This is a genomic window from Paenibacillus amylolyticus (assembly GCF_051136285.1).
Lineage (GTDB): Bacteria > Bacillota > Bacilli > Paenibacillales > Paenibacillaceae > Paenibacillus > Paenibacillus amylolyticus_F.
Genome location: NZ_CP194938.1, coordinates 1814863 through 1832592 on the forward strand (window position 1 = coordinate 1814863; position 17730 = coordinate 1832592).

The window sequence follows — 17730 nt, forward strand, 5'->3', positions numbered from 1 at the left end:
TCCTATCCTGTCTATACTAGAGTTCCTCTTGCTTATCCTTTAATCTCTTCCTGATCGTACTGAGATTTGATACATGACCAGCCATTTGCTTAGCTTTCTCCTCGTTAAACTCATAAGAAGATCCTTGATTCGCAATGTAATAACCCAGTTGACTGATGGAAGTATGTTTAAACAGCTCCATCAAGGGTAGCCTCATCCCCAACTCTTCTTGAATACGGGAATTCATCTGAATCAACATCAGTGAATCCACTCCCAGATCGAAGTAATTATCAAGCACACTGATTTTTTCTATTTTCAACAGCTCTTTGACAATAGCAATTATTTTTTCTTCCGTTTCATTTCTGGGCAAGACCATTTTTGTATTGGAAGCATAGTGCTCTTCTGGTAATGGCAAAGCTTGGGCATCAACTTTGTTGTTCCTATTTAACGGTATTTTCTCAATTTGCATGAAAAAAGTGGGAACCATATACTCTGGTAATCTCCGGGATAAGTAATTCTTTAAGTCCTCTGCATCAAGCTGCTTATCCGCTTCGATATATGCACAGAGTTTTTCATTTTCCCGGTGTTGAGCAATATGAACCTGGTTAATACCCGGATAATCCAGAAGCCGGCTTTCGATCTCTCCCAGCTCAATGCGATACCCTCTAATTTTAACCTGCCGGTCTTTCCTTCCTAAATACTGAATTTCCTTCTCTGAGATCCACCGTCCCAAGTCTCCGGACTTGTACAAGATCTCTTCAGGATGAAACGGGTTGACAATAAATGCCTTCTTGTTAAGCTCGGGACGATTTAAATATCCCGCCGACACGCCGGAGCCACCCACATAGATTTCGCCGATGACACCGCGTGGAACAAGCTCAAGCTTGTCATTTAAGATATAAACCGCTGTCTCCGGCAAAGGTCCGCCTATATTGCTTACAGCTTTACTTTCGACAATTTCATTTTCCTGTAGAAAATAATAGGTCGTATGAACAGTTGTCTCTGTAATCCCGTATAGATTACACAGAACTATTTCATCCAAGGAATACCTGTCTATCCAATCCTTAAGCAAGTATGGCTCAAGTTTGGCGCCACCAAAAAGAACATATCTCAAATGCCGTTGCAATTCGGGCTCTCCTAGTTTTTTTTCCACCAGCATGAATGCCAAGAAAGCACCAGGAGTTTGATTCAAGACAGTGATCTTGTTACTTTTCACAATATTCACAAATTGTTCGACATTTCGGACCTCTTCAACCGAAGGTATGACTAACTCTCCGCCTGTGAACAGTGAGCCGAAGATTTCCCAAACCGAGAAGTCAAAACTGTACGCATGAGCCATTACCCATTTGTCCGATTCGTCAAAATTAAAGGGCAGGTCGCTGTTTAAAATCAGTCTAATCACATTGCTATGTGTTACAAGACACCCTTTGGGTTCCCCTGTAGTACCGGAGGTATAGATGACATAAGCTGGAGTGTTCTGCTGCAAGAGCGGTGCGGGCCGATACGCTACCTCCGGACGGTTCTCCGTATAACCGGTAATATGCAGCACCCTGAATTCCCGGTCATACTCCATTTCTTGGCCAATATTCTGATCCGTAATGAGCAATCTACTCTTGCTATCCCCGATCAAGTATTTAACCCGATCTTCAGGGTTTTCAGTATTAATAGGCAAATAACAAGCTCCGGATCTTAGAACCGCCAGCATAGCAACAATCATCCACTCGGAATTACTCATCAGGAGCGCTACGACTTCGCCAGACTCAACGTTATACGTTTCGAGCAAATAATTCGACAGATTAATCGAATGCTGCTCCAGCTCCCTGTAGGACATAGAGCGGCCATTATAAGTTAATGCTGCTTTATCCGGCGTTCTATTCACTTGTCTTTGGAATGCCTCAAATAATGTAAGCTCTCCAGGATAGACAGATTTATTGGACTGCTGAAGCTTGAGCATTGCTTCCTTAACCTCGCCTTTAATAATCGGATAAGCTAAAAGATCCTTCTGAGGGTCAGTAAAAAGCTCATCCAATAAGACGATAAAATGCTGAACCAAATGGTCAATTGTCGTACTAGAATAATAAAGTGCGTTGTAAGTAAGTGTTCCCTCAAAGGAAGAATCTGTTTTCTCCATGAATAAATTCAGGTCGTACTTGCCCAATCCCAAGTTAGTGTCCAGAAATTTTAATGCTTCGGTATAACCGGAACGATCGGAATAACGGAAAAGGATATCAAACAAGGCTGTTCGGCTCATATCCTTCCTAGGATTAATGTGGCTGACGATCGGCTCAAATGGAATATCCGTATAAGGTTCACACCGTTCCATAAAGTGCGCAACTGCCTTAACAAGATCTTCAAACGTCATACCGGGAGTTATATCGGCCGAAACCGTCACCAAACCCGCCAGAGGACCAATAATTGAATCTCCCTGGACCTTGTTCCTATTATCCCTCATTGTACCGATGGTGATATTCTCAGCACCTGAATATCTATAGAGTAGGGCTTTAAATCCTGCCATTAATAAGGTTGCCGTATCCACGTTGTTGAGCCCTTTCCATTCGATAACCTTCTCTACAATCCCTTCAGGCAAGGTAAACGTTCTGAAACCCGCTTCATAAACATGAATATCCTTGCGGGGGAAGTCGGTATAAAGCTCGAGAGGCTTCACTTCACGCAGCGTATTCTCCCAGAACGTCAACAGCTGCTTCTTAACATTGCCAGGGATTGAAGCCTGCCAATGAGAATAATCGGAATACTGAAGGTGTACTGTACCGTCCTTCACAGTTCCCCCTGCATGATACGCATCAACCAGTTCCCGAAGCAATAATTGCAAAGAATAGTTATCGCAAATAATATGATGGGCGACAATTAACAACACGGAACGATTATGCGAATTCTCTAATAAAATGACCCTGATCAGGGGCCATTCCTCCAACACGAATGGAATCCGAGCCTCCCTGTTTGCCAGAGCCAACAGTTCGTCCTTATTGCTTTCTTCAAATTGCGTACTTCGAACCTCTATTGGGAACAAAGCAGGCTTCGAAACCACCTGAATCGGTTTATGAGAACGAATGTGTACAGCGGTACATAATGCATCGTATTTATTGAATACAGTGTCTACCGCTTTCTGCAGTACCGGAATGTCGGGAACAAAGTCTAATGGAACAAGAGCTGGGATATTATGATAGACAGGACTTCCCTCATAAAGCTTATTCGCCTCAAAACTGTCAATAAACCACAGCCTTTCTTGGTGCGAAGAAGCGTCAGCATAGGAAACCACCTGCCTTGACTCCTGCTTCGAAATTCCCGGCAAACGTGGCACATCCGGAACGAGCAACGCGCTGAGCTGAACAGCCGGGTTTTCCAGTATTTTCTCTATCATATCCATGAAACAATTGCGATACTCCTCAATCGTTGATTGGTCGAATAACTCTCTGGCATAAATGAACCTGAAGGCCAGACGATCCTCCTTCTCTCCAAACAACAAGGATAGATCGAAGCGAGACGTAATATACTCTGACGGCAATTGATAAAGTCCTAGAGTGAAATCTTTAACCTTATCTTCCGAATCATTGGAGGCGTCATTAAAAGCATGTTGTTCCAGGCTGACATTAAAGATCGGGTTCTCCAGGTAATCTCTCTTCTTCACAACTTTTTTCACTAATAGATCGAAAGGATAATATTGATTCTCTAAGACGCCGAGGTAATGCTTTTTCTGTATCTTAAGAAAATCAAGAAAAGTATTCTCCTCTCCTAGGCGAGTGCGGAAAGAGAGCATATTCACGAACATTCCTACGATCGAGTTCACATCTTTGTGCCACCTGCCCGATACAGGAGAACCAATAACGAAATCTTTTTGTCCGGTTATTTTGGCAAGCATAAGAGAATAGATGGCCAGAATAATAACAAATTGGGTGGTGTCCTTACCGGAGAAGACGCTCCTCCACTTGTCCCATTGTTCGGATGTGAATTCAAAATCTAACAGTGCTCCTTGGAACATAGCGGCCGGTGTTTTCCTATGATCATACGGAAGCTTTAATTCAGGAACGCCATCCTTGAACAGATCCAACCAAAATTTCTCATTTTCATCCTGCATGCTTTCCCGGTAAGTATGGTTATACCACTCGGAAAAATCTACATATTGCAAAGCTTGCACGGGGAGGTCCGCACCATCGTATAACTCAGCAAAATTCTGGAATAAGATTTGGTTCGAAAGCCCGTCGCAAGTGATATGATGTTTGTCAATTACGAGAATCCATTCTCCCTCTTCGATCCGCATCAAACCTGCCCTTACCAACGGAGGTGTGGCAAGGTCGAAGGGTTTAATAAAACCGCGGATTACAGATTCGACAGAAGTCCGATCGACATCCAAAACTTCAACCTTAAAATCAACCGTTTCGTGAATCTTCTGAACAGGTACTTTATTATTAAAGTGATAACTGGTACGGAAGGATTCATGACGCTCAATAATCTTCCTAAAGGTCCGCTCTACTCGGTTGATGTCAACCTTGCCTTTCAGCGTAACCATATGAGGCTCGTTATATGTCGTGAGAGCCATCTCTTTATAGATTTGATCTGTAACGAACATTCTTTCCTGGGCCGGAGATAGAGCGTAAACTGGTTTTGGCTCGGCTTTGGTGATGGTGGTAAACTTCTTCTTGGTTAAAGAATCGATCGTTCCTGCAACCTCTCGTATTGTAGGCTGATTAAAAAATTTATCCACCGGCAATTTCACATCAAAGTGTGCATGAATATAAGAAAGAATGGACATTGCCATCAAGGAATCCCCGCCGATGTCAAAGAAATTATCTTCGATCTTGATATCATCGGTTTCAAATAAATCCCGATAAATATCCAGCATTTTTGCTTCTGTTTTGCTTAGTAGCTCCGGTTCTTTATGACCGGACTTCATTCTCCCAGCTTCCTCCGAATTAAGAACATTTTTCGTCATCCTAATGTAATTCATCTCTACATCTTTAAGTATAAGAGCCGACAAATCGTAGGGAGCGATGACAAGCCGCCGTTGGTTCATGTGAAGAACATGGTTAAACGCAGCTACACCTTCTTCCGGCTTCGTAGCAATAGGTTCATCAAACGCTGGAACAAAATCTTTACCCTCGAACCTTTTATGATGCGAGTCAACAGACATGCCCACCTCGGACCAGTCATTCCAGTTGATGGTGATGAACTTTTCTCCCTTGTCGCCTTTGTAGTGGGTATACGCATCTAGAAATTCATTGCCTACTGAGTAACCCACTTCTCCGACCTTCGAAGCCGGAATAATATCCCCGATCGAAGAGCATAAAACAAAGAAATCCAGATGATGATGATTAAATACCTGGTCAAGATTTAAAGTTCCTTCAATTTTAGGTGCAGCAGCTTCTGCTGTCTTTTCCCTAGGACGGTTTTGTATAATGCCATTATAATCTACGAGGCCGGCAGTATGGATAATCCCGTTAAGAGGTGCTTGCCAACGTTCCTCGATCTTATTCGCTAATGCGTTAACCTGTTCCTTATCGGTAATGTCGGTTGGGACGACAAGGATTTCGGCCCCGTGCGCTTCAAGCTCCAATATCTTCTGAATAAACTTGGCGGTCTTCTTATCCTCCCCGGAATAACTTTCCCACTTTTCAGCAGGCGGGAATGGAGAACGGCCTACCAGCACGCATCTCGCTCTGTACGTTTTCGCCAGGAATGACGCTATCGAGAATCCCATTCCTCCAAATCCACCTGTTATTAAATAAATCCCCTTGTCCTTCAGTAGAGGCTTCCAACTTTTTTCCGGCATAGGATGGCATTGTTCAAACCTCTCGATATACCGCCGCCCTTTTCGATAGGAAAGAACAGTAAAATAGTCTCCCGCCAATGCGATATCAATAAGAATGGAATCGAGAATGTCTGTTAACTCCTTTTCTTTCTCCACATCGATATCCAGGTTTAAACAGGAGAGCGAAGGATATTCGAAAGGTATAACTTTTACAGCGGCCAGGCATGGTGCTTTCCCGGGATTGATTGTATCCGCATCATCAATTTTTATGATGTTATTCGTAATAGAACAGATGGTTGTCTTGGTTACGCTTTCAAATCGTCCCATCGCCCGGGCGATATTGATGAGGCTATACAGCCCCCTGTCCAAATCCTTATTCAGGCTCTTAGTGGCAAATAAACTGCTGTCGTTGAAATTATAACCGTGTATGATGATATCCGGCAGTCCCGTTTCAGCCTGAATATTGTCAAAAAGCTCGTAATAATCCTCCAGCTTGGAGCTATCTATATAATAGGTTCTTATATCGGAGCGGGAAAAAGCCTCCCCTTCCCAAACAACAATCAAATTTTTAAATCGGGAGGAGAAAGCCTGCTCAAGCATCTGTCCTTTATCGGAACTGCCCGCAAAGAGAACACAAACCTTCTCTTCGAAGTCCAGTCTTATATTGATATTCTTTCGCTGTATCCAAGATGGTTTGTAAAATACATCCTCGATGGGACGCTTCCGATCCAAGAACAGTTGAAAAAGCTCATCATAGGATTTACGACTATCCTCCAAGATTTCACGAGGATGCTGCTGAGCAAAAATCATTTCTGTCGAGCTGCCCGAGAAGGACAACGGAGGATAGGGGATGGAATGATTCTGCCCTGCTGATACAGGATAGGAAAAATACGTATACCATTTCCTTAAATGACTGTAATCTGCATACACACACAGTCCGTTGATGGCATGAACCAACCCTGCCCCCAGACTATTGCCTTCTTTTCCGCTATAGAGAACACCGGGCAGACAAAACATAACAAACTTATACTCCAGATCCTTTATGCCGTTGAACAAATTCAACACAAATGTCCACTTTACAGAAAGATAATCCATCTCGCGTTGCTGTTCATTGGCTTCAAGTATAAAGCGCGGGTATTCATCTTCCTTCACTAGACCCATACAGAAGATCCCATCTATACTATTCCGAGGTATAGCTGCTAAGAGGGAGTCCAACTCGTTCTGGTTGTAGTAATCACACTGAATATACTCGACCTCGATTCCGTTCCCTTTCAGCTTCTCCACAGCCCTCATATCCGTCAAGGGTAGCCTGCTCACCAGAGTCAGCTTTCCTTCTGTTAGCCCTGACATGGAAGAATAGACAGGTGCAAGATCACTTTCATGTAAGGTGTCATCCTCGCAAAAGAGAATGCTCCAGCCTCTTTCTCCGGTAGAGAAGTCAGGCAATTCCTGCTGAAATTCAATTTGCTTAAAGCTCTCAACATAACGTTTTCTTCCACGGTAAGCTATCAGACAGCCTGCTTCCGGCCTAATGATCTCCTCGGAAATCTGCCGGGCTATTAGCTTATCATTTTGTGTTGCCGAGAATAGGTCAAAATCGATATATTTCAACTGAATCAACGGGAACTCCACCGAGATATTTCGGATCGGACCGATTAATCCCGCTTTATCGACAATGATCTCTTCGCTTCCGCTAACCGAGAGCAAGTTATTGGAGATAACGAAGAGATTCTTCTTATTCTTATTCGATGTTTCAATATATCCTAGAGCCCTCGCCAGATGAAGCAGATCATAATAGCCCCGATAGGCAAATTGGCCGCACGGGTCATCGTCCGATCCGGCTGCTGGCTTTTCCGTCATGCTGAATAGGTGAATGTAGGTGAAGACGTTCCGCTTTTCCTTCTCCAACAAGTATAACAATTGAACATAATCCTCAAAATTGTCCTCACAGATGACGTACTTTTTATCGCTTACCTTATAGAAGGAATCTCCTCTTGTGACAACAATCAGATCTTGGCCCCATTCCCCGATAGTCGCCATCAAGGATTCTCTAAGTTCCGATTGATCGGCGAATAGCACGATTGTATCGCCGGCAATGCCGGTGGCAGCCACAGAAGCCATCGAGCTGCTATTCCAAGTCCGTTCAAACATCAATGGATGATGTTCTGACGAAGCGTTTTCAATTTTCTGTCCGCCTAAGTTAATGCTATCCAGCTTTAAGGTGTATTGGGTTTTATCGAAAGCATACGTTGGTAGAGGAATGATATAGTGTTCCTTGCCAGCATAGACCTTTTCCCACAAAACCTCCAGTCCAACCTCCCACAGCGAACCGATCGTTTGGAGCAGGAAGGGTTGTTCATTCATAGCTTCATCCAACTCGCTAGCAAGATGTATGTATTCCATACGGTCATTTTGCTTTGACAAGTCGTCGAATACCGGTTGAAAACTAGCCGTGTTCCCCACTTCAACGATGACAGACACTGCATCCTGTTCCTCTTGAATCCTCTGTAAAAAAGCATCCCATTGATGGGATGCGATATGTTCACACACTACGCCGGTATATTCCTCAAGGCGTGCAGCATATTGATTTTGCGCCGAAGAGTTATCAGCGATATTCTGCCCTTCAGTAGAGAAGAGCAGGTAAATCCGTCTTTCCTTCTCAGCATATTTAATTTCGCGGCTGTTGGAGATTAAGCTCGCAGCCTCCAACCGTTCTGTTGCTTCACTCTTGTTTCGGCAGACCACGCATCGGCGCAGGTTAAAATGTTTACGACCAACACGGGTCGTATGCCCCGCATCACATAAATCGAACTCATTATTCTCAAAATAATGCTTGTAGCTACCTGCTATGTTCTCTAAGGAATTTACCGTCTTAGCAGACAGCAATAGCAATTGGACATCCTCTTCCTCTGCTCGGTTAAAACGATCATACTCCTCAGGACGTTCTTCGAGAACCACATGAGCATTCGTACCGCTAATACCAAAAGAGCTGATGCCAGCTCTTAGAGGGTTGTTTCCTACTGGCACAAAATCACGCGTAATGTCATTTACATAAAAAGGACTTTCTTCAAAATTGATACCCTTGTTTGGTTTATTATAATTCAAGCTACGTATCAGTTTCTTATGCTTCAGAGATAAAGCTGCTTTGATTAATCCCGCAATCCCCGCAGCTGTATCCAGATGGCCGATATTGCTTTTTACCGACCCGACCGCACAATAATTTTTCGTTTTGGTATCGAAGGCTTTTTTCAAAGCCTCTATCTCAATCTGGTCCCCAATTTGTGTTCCCGATCCATGTGCTTCTACATAGCCGATACTTTCCGGGTCAATCTCTGCCATGTAATGAGCGTTGGAAATAACTTCTGCCTGGCCGTCGATACTGGGAGCAGTAAAGCCGATCTTCCGAATGCCGTCATTGTTAACAGCCGAACCTTTAATGACAGCATATATATAGTCATTGTCTTCCAAAGCCTGATCCAACCGCTTTAGAAGCACTACACCGCCTCCATTACCACCCACAGTACCGCTAGCATCCATGTCAAAGGACCGACAATGTCCGTCCTTTGACAGAATCATCCCATCCTGATAGACATACCCCTGTTTGAAGGGGAAATTAATGCATACCCCACCCGCAATGCCCAAATCGATCGTTCCGCTTAGAAGGCTCTGACAAGCTAGATGAACAGCTACAAGTGAGCTCGAACAAGCCGTACTTAAATTGAGACTTGCTCCCGTAAGATTCAATTTATACGATGCAATTGTGGACAAGAAATCCTTATTATTCAGTATGGAAGCCTGGTAATATTCCGATAGCAACTTTGATGACGTACTTGAGGTAACCATCTGCCAGAGCAAATTATCGGAGGCTGTGCCAAATACGCCTGCACGGTATTGATCCACTTTATCGGCATAACCACTCTCCTCCAATGCCGCCCAAGAGCATTCAAGAAAAAGGCGGATTTGCGGATCCAATAATAATGCCTCCTTATTGGAAAAGTCAAAAAAGGCCCCATCAAAATAATCCGGTTTATCCAGATACCCGCTGGCAGGAATATAACTTTTATCATCCACCAGAAACTCGGCAGGTACTTGCTCAGCAATATCTTTTTTATCAAAAAAAGTAATGGACTCTTTTTCCGCCAGAAGATTTTCCCAAAACTCATCTGGATTATCAGCATCTGGGAAACGACATCCCATACCGATAATGGCTATCTCAAAGCCGGTCTGTGATTTAAGTTCCTTGTAACGCGTCATCTTCTCACATTCCTCCTTAACAAATTCTCCATTCGCTTCTTGCCTTCGGCAAGAGAGGTCTCGATCGCATCCTGGTTAGCGAGTCCGGTAGCAATACCGCCACTATTCATGAAATGGACCAAAGAGCGGATCGTCGTATACTTAAACATATAGACCACAGGTATGTCGATCTCCAGCTCATCACGAATTAAACGGTTTAGATGCATAATCTTCAGCGAGTTCCCGCCCAGATCGAAGAAATTTTTAAGCACACTTATTTTGTCTTCCTCCAGTTGTAGTACATTGCTCCAGAGCGATAGCATTTTTCGTTCTTTTTCATTTCCTGGAGATTCCAGTTGCTCCGTTTCCATCGCTTCTAATGTGTCTGGCAGAAGACGATAGTTGATTTTCTTGTTGGAGGTTAAAGGAATTGCCTCTATTTTAACGACAAAGGAAGGGATCATATAATCAGGCAAAGCCTTTCTAAGAATCGTCTTGATTTCCTCGGTTTTGAATTCGGAATCTGAAACATAATAGGCTATAATATGCGAATCCTGATTGCTGCCATTATGGATCAAGACCACTGCATCGGATATCCCGGATATTTTTAAGAGATGATGTTCGATTTCACCCAATTCGATGCGGAAGCCGCGAAGCTGTACCTGCCTATCGATCCGACCGGCATATTCAAGCTCACCGTTTTCTGTCAACCGGACTTTGTCACCCGTCTTAAATACCCTTTCATCTGGCATATAAACATTTTGACAGAAAACCTTTTCGGTTAATTCTGGCCTGTTAAGATATCCCCTGGACACCCCCGCACCGCCAACATACAGCTCGCCATAAACACCAGGAGGCATAGGCTTACCGTTACCGTCAAGAACATATGCACACATACCCGGTAGAGGGATACCGATACTGCTCGTATTGTTCTCAATTTCGGCTGGAGTGATTTCTTTAATCGTGACATGTACCGTTGTCTCGGTAATCCCGTACATATTAAGAAACTTCGTTTCAGGATAGAGCATTGACCATTTCTTCAGCTTAACCGGGGTTAACGCTTCCCCCCCAAATAGAGCATAACGAATGTTCAGGGGCAGATTTCCGGCATAGGCCGCTTCCTCGCTCAAGTTATAGAAGGCGGAAGGGGTCTGGTTGAGCACGGTTATATTTTCTCTGGACAGCAAGTTTAATAATTGCCTCGTATCTTTTCTTTCTTCCTGTGATAATACGCACAATTTCCCGCCGAACAGCAACGCACCCCATATTTCCCAAACCGAAAAATCGAAACAGTACGAGTGAAATAACGTCCAAGCATCCGCCTCATTAAAACCAAAAATTGATTTGGTATTAACGAATAGGCTATACAGATTGCGATGCTCGACCATTACTCCCTTCGGCGTTCCGGTCGTTCCCGAAGTATAAATGATGTAAGCCACATCCGTAGCACGATTGATATTGTCGATCATCGCGGATTCTTCGGCATAACTGTTCTTATCGTCAACATAATAGACGGTGCCTGAATGGAATAAATGATCATGTTGCCTATCACGGTGCGTCAACAAGCAACTGCTCCCACTGTCCTGCAACATAAACCTGCACCGCTCCTCAGGATATTCCGGATCGATGGGCAGGTATGCTCCTCCGCTCTTCAGCGTAGCAAGAATGGCAACAATCATGTCAATAGACGGCTGAAGGTACAGAGCAACTATAGTACCTGGACCGACACCGTCTTTTCTCATCCTATTGGCCAGCTTATTGGCGCTGCACAGGAGTTCGCCATAAGTTATTTGCTCCTCACCAAACCGGACGGCTATTTTTGTGGAATACATGTCAGCCTGCTCATCGAATAACTGTATGATCGTATCATCGTTGTCAACCACAGCTGCTTTCCCGCCAGTGACTAAACAGAGCGCCTCTTCCTCTTTGGTCATCAAAGCCAGACAGGATATCTTCTCATCTAATTTCTCTTGAACCTGCTGGGCCAGTCGAAGGAAACAATTGCTTATCCTGCTAATCGTAGATTCTTTAAAAAGAGAAGCATTATAATCAAAAACAAGCTCTAGTTCGTCGCCCTGTAAAAAGGCCGTGCACTGAAGATCATATTTCGATGACTTCTGCTGATACGGCAACTTACTAATATTTAAGCCGGCTAGTTCGATGGCGAAATCATCAGGCGACTGCATAACAAAGACAATATCAATAAAAGGGTTACGGCTTGGGTCACGGTCAACATTCAGCTCTTCGATTAACTCCTCGAATGGATATTCCTGGTTATCATAAATCTGAATCATTCTCTCTTTAAACCGTGATATAAATTCCTTCAGGCTGACTTCGGATTCAATCTCGGTTTGGACCGCTAACATGTTTACAAACACGCCTATCAATTCTTCAAGCTCCGGACTTCTCCTTCCGGCTACAGGAATTCCGACCAGAACTTTATCTTGTCCCGTCAGGCGGGCAACGAGCAAATTAAACAGAGAGAGTAGAAGGATGAAGAGCGTAACGTTTGCTTGTTTTGCTACTACCTGCATCATTTGAGTCGTTTCTCTATTAAATTTAATCGTGACCTGCCCGCCTAATTCCTCACGAATCGACGGACGCTTATAATCTGTAGGCAAGTCAACTACTGCATAGCCGCTCCTAAATTCATTCATCCAGAATTCACGCTGTTGCGCTTTCACCGTGCGCTGCTTTTCGGAATTCAGCCAGTCGGCATAATCTTTATATTGAATGTTCAACTCCGGAAGCCATTGTCCGTTATAATAACGTACAAAATCTCTTACAATATTACTGTCAGAAACGCCATCGGTTGCAATGTGATGAATATCAATGATGAGCAGATGTTGGTTCTCCGCGAATTTCCCAAGGCCAACTCGAATTGGAAGCTCGTTATCCAGATCAAAGGGACGACGGAAATGATCCACTACAGACTCCAAGGCTCCCTGGGCATCGATGTTTAATTCGGTGATGCAAAAGTTATGTTTGTCCAGCACAATTTGACACGTATTGTCCCCTACCAGCTTGTAAAGTGTTCTAAAAATTTCGTGTCGGTCGATGATACTTCGAAAAACTGCCTCCATTTTTGCATAAGCTACTTCCCCTTCAATGATAAAAGCCTGTGTTTCATTATACAGACAGCTATCCTTCGCAATAGATTGCATGAAGTACAGCCTCTTCTGAGCCGGGGAAATGGTATACGAATCTTTCGGCTCTGCCTTGGAGACGGAAAGATAAGTCCGAGATGTATTCTTTTCTATATACTCGGCGGTTACTGCAATCGTAGGATTATTGAAAAATTGCATTAACGGAAGTTCATTGTTGAACTCCGTTGAAATTTTGGATATCATGACGACCGCTTTTAGAGAATCTGCGCCAAGCTCAAAGAAATTGTCCTGCACGCCGATATCAGTTATTCCGAAAAAATCCGTCCAGAGCGCAATCAGTCTTGTCTCTATATCCGTTTCTGCTTCTTTGTATGGTGTCATTAGCTTGGGTCTCGCCTTGCCGGTATTGCTAGAGGAGTCCGTTTCACCTGCTGCCACGGTTATTTCTTGCGCATCGGCTGTTTTAACGGAAGATAATCCAACCCATTTGTCGATGCGGTGCACCAGATCCCCCGAGGAAACAGCAAAGTGATTTCCCCGGTGAGCCAGAATCCGTTCCAGCACCTGGTGGCTCTCCTTTTCCGAGATCGCGAGCAATGAATTGCTTTCGCCCAGCTTCGACAGACTCGCTGTATGTTCATGCTTAAAATCCCATGTTTCCCAATTTATACAAATTAGGAAATCACGCATTTCTTCATCTAACGATTCGAAAAAACCATCGAGATAATAATTAGCTGCAGCATAAGCCGTATACCCTAATCCCCCTAGGATTGGAGAGAGTGACGATATTAAGAGCATAAAATCGAGATCATAGTCTTTAAACAAGTCATATAATACACGAGTGCCGTTAATCTTAGGTTCGAACTGCTCGTAGCATTCCTGGGGAGTTAACTCCGTAATTGTCTTGGACAAGTGCGCCCCAGTAATTCCTGCTGCATGAATGACACCGTCAATTCTGCCCCAATCCGCCTCGCAATCAGCCACAATTTCCTTCATGGCCGTATGATCAGCTGCATTGGCCGTATATACTTTATACTCTCTCTTGTTTTCCATAAACCGACTTAGCTGCAATACCCTGTTGTAGTTCTTATCATTCTTATTGTGAAGAATGCTGTTCCACTGATTCTCATCCGGTAAATTAGATTTACCTACGAGTATAACTCTGGCATTATACGTTCTGGTCAAATAATCGGCTATTGACAGACCGATATTACCGAGTCCCCCGGTAATAAGGTAGACTCCATTTTTTTTCAAACGTCCTCCGCCAGTTCCCACAGACACTCTCTCATAAGTCCGTTCCCAACGCTTGTTGTTTCGTAAGGCGATTTCCCTTAATGCGTGATGATGGCTAAATTGTGTGAGCAACACTCCGGTTCTAGTAGACTCGTCTATGTCGATGTAGAAACAATCCGTGTTAATATTCTCCTGAGACATCGTTTTTATTAGCGCCAGCATGAGAGACTTCTCGGGATAAACCTGTTCATAGCCGTACACCCGGTACATTCCTTCGGATATGACATAAACAGAAGTCTTCTTAGTAAACTCAAAAGCTTGGAATAGATTCAATAAACTGAAGAAACCCAATCCAAGCCCTGCATCAAATGTAGTATTACGCTCGTAGAAACTGAATAGGTGCATGATCGTATCAGGAATAGCACCCATTGATTCAAGGCTCTCAAAGAGCCTTGTGTAATCTGCCTTATTGCTTGGATCTATGACATATGCCTGATCATTCACCTTTGAAAATCCGTTTCCGCAAGTGACCGTTATCATTGTATTGCTACTAGAGAGCTTCTCTATCATTTCAGCTGCCCTAGCCGAGGAATCACTGAATAGCAGAATGCAAGTGTCGATAGGCTCTTTGACGTTCGGCAGCGGAGACAGCTTCCACGAAGGCTGGTAATACCATTCATCCGGATTTTCAATGCTCTCACTGCCTTGAGTCAGACGCCTTTTCGGGACTACTGGAAGATCTTCATCCATTTTGTTAATAGAATAAACTTTTCTCTCGAAAGGATAAGCGGGTAATGGAATCCGGCAATAATCGCCCCCCGCATAATAACCTTGCCAGTCCACATGAACACCTTGGGTCCATAAACTTATTAACCGGTTATATAAGTAATACTCTTCCGATATTTTATCGCTTCCAGAATTCACTAAATCAGAAACCAAGGAATCCGGGGCTTTGTCCTGATACCGCTTTAATAAATTAGTCAAATCCATTCCAGGCCCCAGCTCAAGCAAAACAACAGGGTCCCTGGTAAGGACTCCTTCGGCAGCCTTGCAGAAGTTAATCATCTCTCCGATATGGCTGGCCCAATAAACGGGAGAAACGGCAAGCTCATTGGATAGCATCTTCCCGCTTATTCCAGATATAATAGGAACGGTAGGCTTTTGAAGCGACAAGTTGGTAAGGAATGCTTCCAATTTAGGTATAATCGATTTCATTAGATACGTATGGCTGGCAAAAGGAACGTTCACAGGAAAACAGAATATTTTTTTAGTCCGCATTTCTTTTTCGAAAAGACGAATGTTCTCCTCCAGACCACCCACAATACAGCTTTCACCATTATCAATTGCTATTTCTACATGGTGTTGAAGCAAAGCCTTCACTTCAGCACATGGAAGAGGTATAGATAGCATCGCCCCCTTGGGTACGCCCTCCATTAACTCGTTTCGATAAACAACAAATTTGATCATATCCTTCAAGTCGAATACACCGGCGATATATGCGGCAACCAGTTCTCCGAAGCTATAACCTATGACCGCTTCCGGAAAGACCCCCCAGGATTTCAGCAGTTTGGCAAGCGCACATTCGAAGCTGAACAAGAGGAACAATTTGCCTCGATTGCTTTCAGCCGAAGTGGCAGGTGTATCCGTTTCCATAAAAGATTTCAAATCAAAAGAAGCATAGGTTTCAAAATATTCGAAGCACCGGTCCATTTCCTCCCGAAACACCGACTGAAGCCGGTAAAGCTTATGGCCCAATTGCTGATATTCCGCTCCCTGACCGGGAAACATATATACAACTTTATGCCTTCCTAAAGAAGCCTCATTCTGCACTACCTGCCGAGCATTGCTATCTTCCAGTAGAGCAATACACTCCTGACGGTCATTACATATAAAGGCCCTTCTGTATGCGAAATGCTCTCTTCCGGTCATCAACGTACAGGAAATGTCCTCCAGTCTTGCTCCGAAAGAATGCTTCATGTAGTCCAATAGATTTGAAGTCTGTTTATCCAAGGCCGATTTTGTCTTGGCAGTTACTCCAATAATTTTATATTCTGTCTCGGTAAGATCCTTCTCTATTACGGGTGGAGATTCAAGTATAACGTGGACATTCGTCCCCCCTACCCCAAATGAACTTACACCGCCATATATCCTATCATCCTCATTTTTCTTTAAACCGACCAACTCGGTGTTCACATAAAACGGACTATTCTCAAAGTCCAGATTCTCGTTCGGACTTTCAAAATGGAGAGTAGGGAACAGCTCTCCGTACTTTACTATGAGTGCCGCTTTAATAAGTCCGGCTACTCCTGCAGCGCTGTTTAAATGACCGAAATTGGTCTTTATGGAGCCCAAGGCGCATTGTTTTCCTTTTACGGTACTATAAACTTCTGTTAAAGCTTTAAACTCAATAGGATCACCTATGCTTGTCCCTGAGCCATGAACCTCAACAAAATCAATATCATCGCAGCTAAGCTCGGCAAAATCGAGGGCTTTCTTGATCACATCAACCTGACCATCAAGACTAGGTGCGGCATAGCCTATTTTTCTGTTACCATCATTATTTATAGCAGATCCCCGAATAACCGCATGAATCGTGTCTTTATCATGCAAAGCATCTTCCAATCGTTTTAACACAACCACTCCAACACCGTCTCCAAATACACTCCCGGAGGACTTCTTGTCGAATATTCTGCAATGACCATCCTTGGACAAGATCAGTCCCTCTTTATGAATATAGCCGTTTCGTTGGGGAGTCATGATCGAGGCGCCGCCAGCGACTGCCATATCGCAATCTCCATCCAGAAGTGACTGACATGCATAATGAACAGCGGCTAACGATGTAGAACAGGATGAGAATAAATTCATACTCGGTCCACGAAGGTCGAGTTTATACGAAATTCTGGTAGACATTAGATCCATATCGTTTAAAAAAGAGTTTGAAAATAGATCAACAATTTTTTCTGGATCATACATATCGTCTTTTTCGACGTTTTTGAACAAAGTGACATATTCCCAATATTGATTTGAAGTTCCTCCAACAAACAGGCCAATCGGCTTATCGTATTTCGAAGGGCCATACCCCGCACTTTCGATTGCTTCCCATACACACTCGTGCATAACCCTGATTTGGGGGTCCATTATCAAGGCTTCTTTCGGTGTATAACCAAAAAAATCTGAGTCAAATTGCTCAACCGACTTGAAGGAAGATTTTGCATTTACAAAATTAGGGCTATCGATTATGGATTGTGAAACCCCCAGCTCGAGAAGTTCTTCCTCGGATAAGAACTCAATGGATTCTACTCCATTTTTCAAGTTGTTATATAACTGTTCAATCGACTCAGCTCCAGGGAATCGGCAGCTCATTCCAACAACTGCGATTTCCAAACCTGTTGAATCTATTTCTCGGCTCACTGA

General features: G+C 43.7%; 2 protein-coding genes. Both read right to left on the reverse strand.

The window, feature by feature from the left end:
* Positions 1–16: 16 nt before the first annotated feature.
* Positions 17–9997, reverse strand: a complete 9981-nt coding sequence (locus tag ACR8BL_RS07890; protein ID WP_434752094.1) for an amino acid adenylation domain-containing protein — start codon at positions 9995–9997, stop codon at positions 17–19.
* Positions 9994–17727: an amino acid adenylation domain-containing protein gene (locus ACR8BL_RS07895; protein WP_434752095.1), complete on the reverse strand. Its 7734-nt coding sequence runs from the start codon at positions 17725–17727 to the stop codon at positions 9994–9996. The genes ACR8BL_RS07890 and ACR8BL_RS07895 overlap by 4 nt, the downstream gene beginning before the upstream one ends.
* Between the last annotated feature and the right edge of the window lie 3 nt (positions 17728–17730).